Below are 13056 nucleotides of genomic sequence, written 5' to 3' on the forward strand. Positions count from 1 at the left end.
GAGGAGAGGCCATATGAAACTCCTTGTATTTTTGCTTATCGGGACACTGATATTCGGGTTTGCCTTCCCTGCCGTGATCCTCATCGCGGGTGTGGCCGGAATAATCCTCTTTGCCCTTATAATCGCAGGACTGCTGCGCGGTGGCGGGGTCAGGGTCTATACGTCCGGGTCGCGCGACCCATTTGCCGGAGAGGCTTACAGGAAGAAGGGCTTCGAAGTTATTGACACGACAGATGATGATATTCGTGACGATCCGGTATTCTCAGAAAATGAACCAACTGATATAGACGAGGAAGAGGAAGGCGAGATAATCGAGCTTCCTGCCACCGCGCTGAGAAAAGAGGATAAGTAAAGGCTCCCTCCGCGAAGTGGGCGAACATCGGTTCCTTGTCGCTGATCGCTTTGATCACCTTGCCGCTTGTCTGCAAATGGTCTGACTTAAGGTAAGAGAGGGGAGGCAAAATACTGTCTCCCCTCTCTTACATAATATGCCCATTTGATCCGTGCTTTTCGACTTCTCCGGGCCGACCATGGAATTTTTGGGGCGATATCCCATACTCGGGTACTTCGTTTTATCAGATGCCTCTGAGGATCGTATCTTCCCTTCCCTGACCGACACCGATAAGTATCACGGGAGCGGATACCCTCTCCTCTATGAACCTGATGTAGTCCTGAGCTGCTAAAGGAAGATCCTCGAATCTCCTGCAGCCTCCGATGTCCTCTTTCCACCCCGGAAGTTCTTCAAAGACGGGCTTGGCTTTTGCCAGCTCGGCACAGCTGCTGGGGAAGATCTTTCTTACCTTTCCGTCGATCTCGTAGGCAGTGCATACAGAAATTTTTTCAAATCCTGAGAGGACGTCGAGCTTTGTCAGTGCAAGTCCGTCTATCCCGTTTACCTTTACCGCATAATCAACGGCAACAAGATCATTCCATCCGCAGCGTCTCGGTCGCCCGGTTGTTGCTCCGAACTCTCCGCCCTTCGTCCTGAGCAGCTCTCCGAGCGATCCCTTGTCCTCGGTTGGGAAGGGTCCTTCCCCGACCCTGGTACAGTAGGCCTTAGTGACCCCTATTACCCGGTCTATCCTTCCGGGACCGATTCCGGCTCCCGTGCAGGCTCCCCCTGAACAGGGGCTGGAGCTCGTTACAAATGGATATGTACCGTGGTCCACATCAAGAAGAGTTCCCTGTGCCCCTTCGAAAAGGACATTGATCCCTGTTTCAAGCGCGTTATGGATCTCGAGGAAGGCATCGCCGAGCATCGGCTCCATCCTTCTGCCCCATTCAAGCGCAGCCTGGTATACCGTATCGGACTCCAGAGGTCCTGCTCCGTAGATCTTGGTCAGTATCTCATTTTTCTGCTCTATGTTCATCATCAGTTTCTCTTTGAGTATCCCCGGGTTTACGAGGTCTTCCGCCCTTATCCCGACCCTCCCGAACTTATCGGAATAGCACGGACCGATCCCCCGTCCGGTCGTCCCTATCCTGCTGCCTTCGGACCTTGCGCCCTCGGCCAGCCTGTCAAGCAGTTTATGGTAGGGCATAACAACATGTGCGCCGTGGCTTATGACCAGCCTGGCGAGTGGCTTGCCCCTCTTTTTAAGGTCGTCGAGCTCTTTGAAAAGGGTTTCAGGGTCTATCACCACCCCGTTTCCGATGACACAGAGCTTGCCGGGATAGAGGATCCCTGAAGGGAGTAAGTGGAAGACAAACTTTTCGTCTCCGACGACGACTGTATGTCCCGCGTTCGCGCCGCCCTGATAGCGGACGACCACGCCTGATCTTCCCGCAAGAGCGTCAACAACGCGCCCCTTGCCCTCGTCTCCCCACTGAACACCGACTATCACATCTGTACGGCCCTTCATACATTACCCCTCTTCACGGATATTCGGATCCCCTCAGAATACCCTTACATTAAATTTTAGTTACAATATATTGTACCCTATATAGCGTACGTTTATCAATAAGAATCTTATTTGTTATCCATTTTTAAGTATCATCATCTTTTGTGCCTTTGTCAGGGACTTAATAGATACCTCCCTTGACATTGCCTCTTCCCTGGTCCCGAAGCCCTCTTTCCATACAAGCTCAACGGGCCTCCTGCCTCTGGTGTACTTGGATGCTGTCCCTTTGTTGTGGGCAGCGAGCCGCTTCCCGATGTCATTAGTCCATCCGGTGTAGAGGGTGCCGTCCGAGCACCTTAGGATGTAGACCCAGGCCGTCATATTGAATAGCTCTCCTGAGGCCCTTCCCTTTGCTCCATCATGATCGAAATGCCCAGCCATTTCAACAAGGCTTCAAACAGCCTCTCCGGACTGAATCCATCTGAAGTTACAAGATCGTGCCACATTCGTGTGATGTTCGAGAAGACAGAGATGTTTTCCAAAGAGTCATAGGAGCCCGTTATCCTTGCGAGGAATGTCCCCCATGCTTTGAGTACCGACAGAAAAGTCTCAAGGCCATTGTCCTCGTCTTCCGCCGCGAAGGCAAAGGAGGGCAGTATGGAGGCCAGGCAGATGAGCGATATCATTAACAGGGCGATGATCTTATTCTTTTTCAAGTTCTCTCTCCTCTTATGGGTCCCGGCAGTCTTTTCAGAAAAACAAAGAGGCCCTCTCCGGCGGTATTTTGCCCGCCTGCAAAGAGCCTCCCCCGGTATCTCTTTGTACGGGTCCTTATTCCACTGTCACAGATTTGGCGAGGTTTCTCGGCATATCGATATCACAGCCGCGCTGCCTTGCGATGTAGTATGCGAAAAGCTGCAGGGGAACAACTGCGATAAAGGGGAAGAGTTCCGGTTCGGTATCGGGAGTAAACATCACATTCTTCGAATAGTGTCCGATCTCTGTGTCTCCCTCCGTGGCGATAGCTATTATGGGCGAGTTCCTCGCCATAGATTCCTCGATGTTCGAAACAGTCTTCTCCCAGAGGTCGTTTTTGGGTACCAGTGCGACGACCGGAAGCTCCTTATCAAGCAGCGCTATGGGTCCGTGTTTCATCTCACCTGCCGGGTAAGCCTCCGCATGCAGGTAAGAGATCTCCTTGAGCTTGAGCGCGCCCTCCAGTGCGGGCGGATAGGCCAGACCCCTGCCTATGAAGAAGAATCCTCTGGCGTCCGCAAAATTCCTTGCGATCGCTTCGATCTCCTTTTCTCTTCCCAGTATGGAAGCCAGCTTTGCGGGTATGTCCATGAGCGCTGATACGAGCCTGTGCTCGGTCTCCGGTCCGAGTTCATTTTTCATTTTTGAGAGGTGGAGCCCCAGAAGCGTGAGCACCGTTATCTGCGCCATGAAAGTCTTTGTGGCCGCGACTCCGATCTCCGGACCCGCAGGTGTTATCAGTCCCTCGCCTACTTCGCGGTGGATAGTGGATCCGCGCACATTGGTGACCACTATGCATCTGGCTCCCTTAGCTTTGGCAAGCCTCGCGGCGTGAAGCGTGTCGGCTGTCTCCCCGGACTGAGATACGAATACGGCAAGGGTGTCGGGGCCTATCGGGATGTTCCGGTAACGGTATTCCGATGCCACCTCTGTCCTTATCTCGAAGTTTCCGAGTTCTTCCATGATGCGCGCAGCCACCAGCGTGGCGTAGTGGGAAGTGCCGCATGCAACGAAATGTATCTTCTTCCAGCCTGCTATCTCTTCGGCTGTCCAGCTCAGTTCCTGGCTGAGATCCACGTTGTTGGAGGCGACCCTTCCGAGAAGGGTATGAGCTACAACTTCGGGCTGCTCGTGTATCTCCTTGAGCATGAAGTGAGGATAGCTGCCCCTGCTCGTCATCGCCGCATCCCAGTCCAGATGCATCGATTCCTTTTTGTGCGGGTTCCCGTCGAAATCATAGAAGTGGCAGCCTTCCTTTGAGATCCTGGCTATCTCGTCATCGTCCATAAACCATACGTCCCTGGTGAATTCCAGCAGGGCGGTAGGGTCAGAGGCACAGAAACCCTCTTCACCCGCGTGTCCTACGACCAGAGGAGAACCTTTTCTTGCGACCCATATCTCGTTCGGTTTATCATGGAACATTATAACAAGGGCAAAGGCGCCTCTTATCCTCTTTGTAAGTTTTACTATCGCTTCCCTGGGATCGCCGCAGTAGACACTCGCTAGATACTGTACTGCCGATTCGGTATCAGTTTCAGTATGGAATTTTATACCTTGCGCCTCCAGATCGGCACGTATCTCCCTGGCGTTCTCAATTATGCCGTTATGGACCAGGACGACCCTCTTGTCGCTGCTGAGGTGCGGGTGGGCATTGTTTTCGGTGACCCCTCCGTGGGTAGCCCACCTTGTGTGGCCTATCCCGAAATCGCCGTTGAAATTTTCTGCCGAGACCTTCTCTGCCAGATGCTGGACCCTTCCGGTCGTACGGAGCTCATGTATCGTGCCTTCTTTTATTACTGCTATTCCCGCGGAGTCATAACCCCTGTATTCGTGCTTAGCGAGCCCTTCCAGGATAATCTTTGTAGTGTCTCTCTCTCCAATATAGCCCATGATGCCGCACATGCTAATATCATCCTCTCACACTGATCATCAGCAGCAGAGGGAAGTTCCCGTCTGCTGCAACACCATACCATTCTACATTATTTTCACTTAAAGAGGGAACTGATTGGTAAGCAGAAGTACCTATATCCAGCGGACGTTTTCCGGTGAAAAGGTGAGGATGACCTCCGAAGCCGGGGAAATCTTATCTTCTTTCATTTTTTCGACAAGCATCCGTGATTTCAAGACGATATCACCGGTCTGGACTGAAATAAGCGCAGATCCGGTCGCTCTCTCAAGCGTCATGCTCGTTACCGTTCCCCTTAGCATATTCATACCCCGGATCGGTTCTGACAGCGTTGGAAGGAGTGAAATATTCGAAGGATTTATGACTACGGCGCTGTGTTCCTCTCTACCTGATGCGAGGGCATGGATCTTCTGTCCGTCCGAAAGTTTTCGTACAACGCTTCCATTCTCCCTTATCCACGGTCCGTGAACGAGATTTTCTGTCCCGTGCCCTACTATCCTGCCGCGGTAGAGGCTTATAATGTCCGTAGAGACCTCGGTCAGCCACGCGAGGTCGTGGGTAGCAACTATTACCGTAGTGCCCCACTCTTTCCAGGCTGAGACCGCGGCATCCTTGACAAGCAGGGCGCTCGATTCATCGACGTTGGCGGTAGGTTCGTCAAGGATGAGCACCTTGGGGTGGAGCGCCAGCCTTGCGGCCAGAGCCACACGCTGTACTTCACCCCCAGAGAGCCTGTACCAGGGCCTCTGTGCAAATTTTTTCGGGGATAGGCCCACCCGTTCAAGGGAATCATGCACCCTTTCATGGAGGCCCTCTGTCTCATTTCTCAGTCTCAGCCCGTAAGCGATGTTCTCAAAGACGGAGCGCTTCAGGAGATAGGAATTTTGGAGGAGGTATGTCACGTTTTTTCTGATATCCACCACATTGCCGGAGGTATCAGCGCTTTCGAAAGAGAGAGAGCCGCCAGTGTATGGTTCCAGAAAGGCAAGGATCCTCAGAAGAGTGGATTTGCCGCTTCCGTTGGGGCCGACTATGCCGGTAACGCTGCCTTCGCAGATCCTCAGATAGTCGATATCAAGGGTCTGGGGCCCTTTTCCATAGCTGTGGGTGAGATCTCTTATCTCATAAATGATCCTTGGTCCCATTGTGTCTCCTCCGGTCATTGTACCGGTCCTTCCCGGATCCTTTGCCGGATCCGGGAAGGACTCTGCCGTCGGGTCTGATTTTGTCATCATGCCCGGTCTTTTATATTATTTTGGATGCTTCTTGTTCCACTGATCCGAGTTGGGGAAGAAGAGAGGTTCTCCGAACTCCTTGACCTTGAAATCCTTTATGATCATCTGAGCTTCGTCGTCGCAGAGCCAGTTAACGAATTTGACGACATCGGTGTTGTTGACGTTGGAGAACCGCTTCGGGCTTACCTCTATTGCAGCGATCAGGTTCAGAAGGATCGGATCGCCCTCTACGAGCGGAACGATCCTCAGTCCCTTTTTCTTTGTAAGGTATGTAGCCCTGTCCATGATCGTGTATGCGTTGCGCTTATCCGTGAAATCAGTTGTAGCACCGTTGCCAAGATTGCCGAGTGAAAAGACCGTATACCATTCGTCCTTATCCCCGTCGGGCTTAATGCCGGCTGCCTTCCAGACATTCATCTCAGAAACGTGCGTCCCTGACATGTCTCCGCGGCTGATGAAAGGAGCTCCCTTGGCCGCTATCGTCTTGAAGGCTTCGGCGGCTGACTTCATCCCTTTGATACCTGCAGGGTCTTCCTTGGGGCCGAGTATAACGAAATCATTGTACATTATGTCCTGACGGTTCTGCCCGAAGCCTTCCTTTATGAACTGGTCTTCAAGGGCTCTTGCATGTACGACGACCATGTCGAAGTTTCCGGTCTTTGCCTTGTTCAGCGTCGCGCCGGTGCCTGCCTTTTCAATTACAAAGTCGGTTCCGGTCTTCGCTTTGTATGTCTCAGCAAGAAGGGGGACGATCCCGGCGTCTACGGGACCGATGGTGCTTGAAAGTTTGATCGTTCCTGCAAATGCGGGGACGGAAAAGAGCAATATAAGGGTCAATGCAAGTGCTGATCTGATCTTTCTCATGAGAGTGATGACCTCCGTTATTATGTAATGTGCGTTTCTCAGCTGTTTCCCACTCTTCTTCGGATGAAGGAGAGTGAAATGTTCAAGGCGAAAGATATTGCAAGCAAAACGATCCCGAGGGCTATGCCGAGCGCGAAGTCGCCCTTCCCGGTCTCAAGCGTGATAGCGGTGGTTATCGTCCTCGTGTGCCATTTTATGTTGCCGCCCAGCATCATAGCGGATCCGACCTCTCCTATGATCCTTCCATAGGAGGTCAATGCGGCGACCAGGATCTGGAAGCGGCCTTCCCAGAGGCTGGTAACAGCCAGTTTTGCGCCTGATGCGCCCAGAGTCTGAAGCGTAAGGCGCAGCCTGTTGTCAAGTCCTTCGATAGCTGTAGCCGTATAGGAGATGACAATGGGCAGGCCCAGTATCACCTGGCCTATCGCCATGCCCCTGATAGTGAAGAGAAGCTCAAAATCGCCCAGCGGGCCTCTTCTGGAGATGAAGGCGTAGACCAGCAGGCCCACTACTACGGTAGGAAGGGCAAGAAGGGTATCTGCCACGGTCCTGAAGAAGTGCTTTCCCGGAAAATCGAAGTATCCGAGGGCAAATCCCAGCGGAAGTCCGATCCCAAGTATGAAGAGCATTGAAAGCCCTGTCAGCCTCAGTGTCGTCAGCACGATATTCAGTGTTTCCTCGTCCATTGATGCGATAAGCCTTATGGACTGAAAAAATCCCTGGACAATAAAATCCACCCTGCACCCTCCTTAAGACAGGGCCGGGTCCTTTGCCGAGACCCGGCCCTTAAAAATGTTTGCTTATTTATTAGTGTCCGGCTCTGATCTCCGCGTTGGGGAAGAAGAGCTGCTTGCCTTCGAGCTTGAAGTTGGCGATATCCTTCTGGACCTTTGAAGAGGTGATCCAGTCGATGTATTTGATGGCAAGGTCATACTTTGCATGGGGGTGCTTGATCGGGTTCACTGCCATGACCGTGTACATGTTCAGAAGCTGCTGGTCTCCCTCGACAACTATCACCAGTCCCGGCTTGCCTTTGAGGTTTGCGTCATATTTGATGAATGTTCCTCTGTCCGCAAGGGCATAGCCTTTGCGCTCGTCGGCGATGTTGATCGTGTTGAGCATTCCCTGCCCGGTCTGGACATACCATGATGCCTTGTCAAAATCCTTGACCCCGGCCTCTTTGAGAAGTTTCAGCTCCGCCGCATGCGTTCCCGATTTGTCCGCGCGGCTTACGAGCGGCTGTCCCTTTGCTGCGATCGTCGCCATGGCCTGGCCAATAGGTTTCCCCTTTATGCCCGCAGGGTCGTTTGCGGGACCGATAAGGACAAAGTCGTTGTACATGACCTTGCGGCGGTTTACTCCGGCTCCGTCAGCCATAAATTTGTCCTCAGCCGCCGGGTCGTGTGTAAGGACGATGTCGACATCCCCGTTGCGTCCGTACTCAAGGGCCTTTCCCGTACCTACTGATACCCACTGGATCTCGATCCCGGTGTCTTTCAGCAGTATCGGAGCCATATAGTCAAGCAGTCCGGTGTTGTCGGTGCTTGTGGTCGTTGCCATTCTGAGAACGGGCGGTTTCGCATATGCGAAAGGACTCAGTGCTAACATGCATACAGCAAGGATCGTGATGAAAAGTAATGCGCGCTTGTTGCTTTTCATGGGGATACCCCTCCTTAAAGATATATTGGTGCCAAAAACTTTTTGATGCCTTGAAGGATAGGAGGGCAATAACTTTTGATATCGCGCACGGCGATCTTTGTGCCCCCTTTCCGCAATGGGAGACGGAACAGTTTCCCGTTCCGCCCTAACGTCTGTACTCCATGGCAGGCGCCGAAGGAGAAACAGATTCAGAGTCGCCTCGCTGACCAGATCAGCGAGACATAAAATGCCAAAAAAGTGAAATATATGGCATAGACGTTATTCTACACTATTTAATTGTTTTTGTCGTGAATTTAACGTAAAAAAAGAAAATTTATTTATAAATGCAACCCAATTGCACTTAAATATAAAAGATGCGAGACCGTTGGGGGCGGTCTCGCAAGGGAGAGTTGGGATTTTGTGTATATCCCGTAAGAAATGAAATCGACCGTCCCCTGTGGAGAAGACGGCCGATTTAAATTCAGGCAGCCGCTCTCCTTTCCAAAGGGAGGCCCCGCCGTTTCCAGCGAAACCCTATCGGCCCGCCCCCCATAGATATGATCTTTAGGCGGACAGGCTCGGAGAACAATCGATTACTTTCGCTATCCTACATGGTGATCAAAAAAAAGACAAGTATTTTGTTCATAAGTGATTACATAATTTAAAATAGTTTTTATACATGCTCTGTTATAATATTGTTCAGAATATTATTATTAAGGTCACAAGATAGAATCGACCACTCTTTCCTTTATATGTGGGGTGAGGAAAATGACTACGCTGCATCTGCCAGCTAACCTGCCCAAGCCGACGCTTGAGGAGATAAGAAACTGTCCTGTAAGAAGCAGGATAGACGATATCTATGTGCGCGCGGGACTCAATCCTCCTCCGGTAGACGGCAGGGACATGATACTGCATATCTCCGACACCCCGTCGACGATGTTCCCCTATCTGCGCAGGGCGATAAAGCGCCTTCGTCCCGCATGGATAGTACATACAGGCGACCTGGTGGACGACGTCAAGCTTGAGATCAGGCCGGGGATGCTGGATCTTTACAGGAAAAAACTCCGGATCCTTTTGGACTTGCTGTCGGAGGAGACATGCGGGGCCATCCTTATTACAGGAAACCATGACCATCTTCCGACCTTGCTGAAAATGACTGAGAACTCCACCGTCCAGGTTTGGAGCAGGCCCGGCCGGTTTTATATCGGAAGCTTCCGCTTCAGGGCCGGTCATACCTATGAGGATGTAATGAACGACGCCGGAGAGTACAACCTCTTCGGACACAGCCTTGAACATCCTACCGCGATAGATGCGTGCGGCAGGTTCTTTCTCAACGGACTGGAGAAAATGCACCTTATACACATGGAGACGGGAGACGTTATCCCCTTCAAATATCCCCCGGGGACAAACGACGCCAGACTGGAACGCAAACGAATCTCGCTGTGATATTAAAAAGGAGGTTTTTTAATGCTCTCTCTTGTAAGAAGCGGTCCGGAAAGCCTTGTACTCCATGCCACAGACAAGGTGGCTGAGATAAAAAAATGTCTGAAGGAGTGGGGGTCTCGCGTTTCTCTGGATCCCGAGCAGGCATTGAGCATTTACGGCAACAACAGGAGGCTCGTTTTTTTCATCTCATCCTCGGATCTGCTCACCGAGGAAGAGGAAGGGGAGACATTTGTATCCGAGAACTCCATTGAATTCCTCCTCTGCAATCTCATCAACAACAGACTGATAAGCGGCGTAGAAGAGGTCAAGATGATGCCCGGGTATATAACGATGCGTCTGATGGGCAATATTGAGGACGGCATCAAATCGATACACGAAGACCTGGGAGGAGAGATAATCGACAGGGATCCGATGTTCCGCAACTACATACCGGGGACCTCTTCCGTCATATATTTTACCCAAAAGGCGATCAACAGGGCTGTCCCGGTCCGGGACATGTACGAGAAGGCCATTCTTGTCCACGACAGGTCAAAAGGTGCAATAATACAGTACCTCAGCATCAGGGGCATAGAATATCTCGGGGATGCACTGGGAACACCCGACTGGAACGACGTCGAGATCAAAATATACGATGCCAATGGACATTTTGACATCCACAGGCAGAGGCTCTGGATGGCGACCCAGGGGCTGCAGATAGGCATAGTTCTGGCCGAGAGGTGGGGCAGGGACCAGGCAATGGCTCTGATGAGCGTTCCCGCGTACATGGTAAAGATCTTCACCCCCATGCAGGTACAGGAGATCAAAAGGATCGCGATGGGGCTTGAATACAACGAGATGGGACAGCGCTTTGCCGATTTCGATGTATTCTTCAATGACAAAAAAGTCGGAGCGTACACCGAACTTGAGACCCACCCTGGGCTGTCAAGGAATGAAATAGGAATGCTCTACCGCAATGAAATATTAAAAAACATGGACTCGGATACCAGAAATGAACTGCTGAAGCTGGAAAAAAAATTGAAGGAAAAATCTGACTTAAAATCAAAGAATTGAATTATATATATCGAAAAATTAAATAATTTATATTTTGCGGAGTCGATTCGTAAGTCAAAATTACGATAAGGCTCCTTTTTTTATATTAGAGCAACGACAAGATCAATAATCTTGTTATATTCATCTTTTTTATTAAAAAACGTAGGTTTATAAAAGCCCGAATGACAGCTTGTTTTGAGACCCGTAAACAGTAAGCAAAAAAAAACGAAGAATAAATAATTTTAAATTTCTGAATTTTGTAATACATGTGTACAATTTTGTCAAAAAAATATATTAATAATGATATTTCTTGATATTTCTGAATATATTTTTGAACGGCAATTTTTGAAAATCAAAAGGGTAAAATTAACTTATGTTTGAAATCTAGGCGCTTCGGTGCTGTATGTAAAACAAGACACTTTGAATTGTTCAGATATTTCACGAAAAGATTTCCCTAAAAATGACCAATGTTCTTAATTATTATAATATTGATAATAGAGTTTATATATGATAAGCTGTACAAGTGTCGGGGTCTGAATATCTATTTTGTATATATATTCGAAATTTATTGAATGAGACTGCGAAAGGAGGGTTTCGAAGTTATTTCTGCTCGTTTTCAGGCCCTATCATGAACACGTTTGAAGTTTTGCTTTTTATTACTCTATTCCAAAAATGAATTTTTCAATAAGAAAGCGAGGTCTGACGTATGGCTGAAATCAAACAGGGCGGAGAACAGTTTTCAAGCCGCTGGGGGCTTATTGCTACAATTCTTGGAATGGCCGTCGGCACAGGGAACATTTGGCGCTTCCCGCGCGAATTGGCGGCATGCGGCGGGGGCGCGTTCCTCGTCATTTATGTAATTGCGTTGTTTACTTGGGCTGTACCCCTTATCTGCGCCGAATCCGTTTTCGGTAAAAAGACCCGTATGGCGAACGCAGGAGCCTTTAAGGTCCTCCTGGGAGACAAATGGACATGGATGGGTGCCTGGGCTGGGATGGTCTGCGTCATGCTCGGTGCCTATTATGTCGTCGTCCTTGGGTGGGTAATGAAATATCTTTCTCTCATAGCCACCGGATTCCTCACCACTGTCCAAACGGGCGGGACGGATCTGACCAGCCAGGTCTGGAAAGATTTTGCCCTTACTCCGCCAAGTGTAGAAGCCTGGATGTGGTTCGTCGGAGCCGTCCTTATTTCTGCCGTTATTATTGCACGGGGAGTACAGGGAGGAATTGAGAAGGCAAACAAGGTCCTGATCCCGTCGGTCTATGTAATTCTGGCGATATTGATTTTACGTGTGGTGACGCTTCCGGGTGCCTCGAAGGGTCTGGAATTTATGTTCACCATCGACCCGGCGGGTTTCACAAATCCAGATATCTGGCTTCGCGCTTATACTCAGGTAGCATGGTCGACCGGAGCCGGCTGGGGAATGTTCCACGTATTTTACGTCTATTCTGCCAAGGACGAGGACATCATGCTCAATTCATTCACGGTGGCATTCGGAGATACGACGGCTGCAACACTCGCCGGTATGGTCGTTATCCCTGCTGTCTTTGCCCTGGCTCCCGATCCGATGGCTGTTATGAAGTCAGGCGCCAACGGGCTCACGTTTGTCAACTTGACGAACCTTTTCGCGCATACGACCGGGGGATTCATTCTGGGGATACTCTTCTTCCTGGCGCTATTCTCGGCGGCTTTGAGCTCTGTCATAGCGATGATCGAGCTTGGATGCCGCAACCTGATGGACATGGGATTCAGCCGCATTAAGGCTACTGCATATGTGACTGGATTTTTCCTCCTGGTCGGGAGCTGGTCCGCACTTGACAACGGTATATTCGAGAACCAGGACATGGTCTGGGGCGTGGCGCTCCTCATGGTCGGGCTTCTCTACGCCGTCGCGGCGATGAAATACGGTGTGGACAAGCTCTGGAAGGATGACATCGAACCCTGCTCCGACCTTCGCGTAGAATGGCTGTGGAAGGGCATCAGATTCTTCCCCGTCCTCTTCACTTTAGTGTGGGGCTGGTGGTTCTATCAGGCGATGACCTGGTACCCGGGTGAGTGGTTCAAATTCTGGCCGCTTCAGAAATACGCATATACTCCCGGATCTATGGTAGTTGAATGGGTTATCCTCGCTGTTATCCTCATCGCGCTGAACGGCGCCATGGCCAAGAGGCTTATCCACGCCAACGTGCTGGATTAGCTTCGGTTTGAAAGAAAAGGGAGGAAATCAGTATGTGGCAGCTGAATATGGCGCTATTCATAGGTATTACCATGGGTTCTTTCGCATGGGCCATCAGAAAGGCCCTCAGCTCTGAAAAGAAAAAAAGAGGTTAGGGCAGGG

At 50.6% G+C, this 13056-nt stretch carries 12 protein-coding genes and 2 riboswitches; of the genes, 4 read left to right on the forward strand and 8 right to left on the reverse strand.

Annotated elements, in window-relative coordinates:
• The first annotated feature begins 13 nt into the window (after nucleotides 1-13).
• Nucleotides 14-352, forward strand: coding sequence for a hypothetical protein (locus OLM33_00870; GenBank protein MCW1712226.1), 339 nt, complete (start codon nucleotides 14-16; stop codon nucleotides 350-352).
• 223 nt (nucleotides 353-575) lie between these two features.
• Here the strand turns inward: OLM33_00870 and OLM33_00875 are convergent, their stop codons facing one another.
• The 8 genes from OLM33_00875 to OLM33_00910 all read right to left on the reverse strand — a co-directional run bounded on the left by OLM33_00875 (nucleotide 576) and on the right by OLM33_00910 (nucleotide 8261).
• Nucleotides 576-1862 (reverse strand): adenylosuccinate synthase, encoded by a 1287-nt coding sequence (locus tag OLM33_00875; GenBank protein MCW1712227.1) that lies wholly within the window; start codon nucleotides 1860-1862, stop codon nucleotides 576-578.
• Between the two features lie 114 nt (nucleotides 1863-1976).
• A complete protein-coding gene (locus OLM33_00880) occupies nucleotides 1977-2222 on the reverse strand; it encodes a GIY-YIG nuclease family protein (protein ID MCW1712228.1) in 246 nt (81 codons plus the stop codon).
• Nucleotides 2219-2557: a hypothetical protein gene (locus OLM33_00885; GenBank protein ID MCW1712229.1), complete on the reverse strand. Its 339-nt coding sequence runs from the start codon at nucleotides 2555-2557 to the stop codon at nucleotides 2219-2221. Before OLM33_00885 ends, OLM33_00880 begins: the two co-directional genes overlap by 4 nt.
• Before the next feature lie 115 nt (nucleotides 2558-2672).
• Entirely contained in the window at nucleotides 2673-4499 is a 1827-nt protein-coding gene (gene glmS, locus OLM33_00890; GenBank protein ID MCW1712230.1) for a glutamine--fructose-6-phosphate transaminase (isomerizing), read from the reverse strand.
• A 120-nt stretch (nucleotides 4500-4619) separates the two neighbouring features.
• The gene (locus OLM33_00895) at nucleotides 4620-5735 is read right to left on the reverse strand and encodes an energy-coupling factor ABC transporter ATP-binding protein (GenBank protein MCW1712231.1); all 1116 of its coding nucleotides are present in this window, start codon (nucleotides 5733-5735) and stop codon (nucleotides 4620-4622) included.
• A gap of 18 nt (nucleotides 5736-5753) precedes the next feature.
• Nucleotides 5754-6602, reverse strand: coding sequence for a substrate-binding domain-containing protein (locus OLM33_00900; protein MCW1712232.1), 849 nt, complete (start codon nucleotides 6600-6602; stop codon nucleotides 5754-5756).
• 38 nt (nucleotides 6603-6640) lie between these two features.
• Complete coding sequence (locus OLM33_00905; protein ID MCW1712233.1) at nucleotides 6641-7339, reverse strand: ABC transporter permease; 699 nt, start codon at nucleotides 7337-7339, stop codon at nucleotides 6641-6643.
• A gap of 70 nt (nucleotides 7340-7409) precedes the next feature.
• Nucleotides 7410-8261 (reverse strand): substrate-binding domain-containing protein, encoded by an 852-nt coding sequence (locus OLM33_00910; GenBank protein ID MCW1712234.1) that lies wholly within the window; start codon nucleotides 8259-8261, stop codon nucleotides 7410-7412.
• A gap of 87 nt (nucleotides 8262-8348) precedes the next feature.
• Nucleotides 8349-8467, reverse strand: a riboswitch (molybdenum cofactor riboswitch).
• Nucleotides 8468-8718: 251 nt separating this feature from the next.
• Nucleotides 8719-8836, reverse strand: a riboswitch (molybdenum cofactor riboswitch).
• A gap of 172 nt (nucleotides 8837-9008) precedes the next feature.
• Between OLM33_00910 and OLM33_00915 the strand changes: the two genes are divergently transcribed.
• The 3 genes from OLM33_00915 (at nucleotide 9009) to OLM33_00925 (ending at nucleotide 12915) form a co-directional block, all read left to right on the forward strand.
• Entirely contained in the window at nucleotides 9009-9686 is a 678-nt protein-coding gene (locus OLM33_00915; GenBank protein MCW1712235.1) for a metallophosphoesterase, read from the forward strand.
• Nucleotides 9687-9707: 21 nt separating this feature from the next.
• The gene (locus OLM33_00920) at nucleotides 9708-10736 is read left to right on the forward strand and encodes a hypothetical protein (protein ID MCW1712236.1); all 1029 of its coding nucleotides are present in this window, start codon (nucleotides 9708-9710) and stop codon (nucleotides 10734-10736) included.
• Between the two features lie 685 nt (nucleotides 10737-11421).
• Nucleotides 11422-12915 (forward strand): sodium-dependent transporter, encoded by a 1494-nt coding sequence (locus tag OLM33_00925; protein ID MCW1712237.1) that lies wholly within the window; start codon nucleotides 11422-11424, stop codon nucleotides 12913-12915.
• Nucleotides 12916-13056 lie beyond the last annotated feature (141 nt).

This window comes from Synergistaceae bacterium DZ-S4 (assembly GCA_025943965.1).
Lineage (GTDB): Bacteria > Synergistota > Synergistia > Synergistales > Synergistaceae > Caenicola > Caenicola nitritireducens.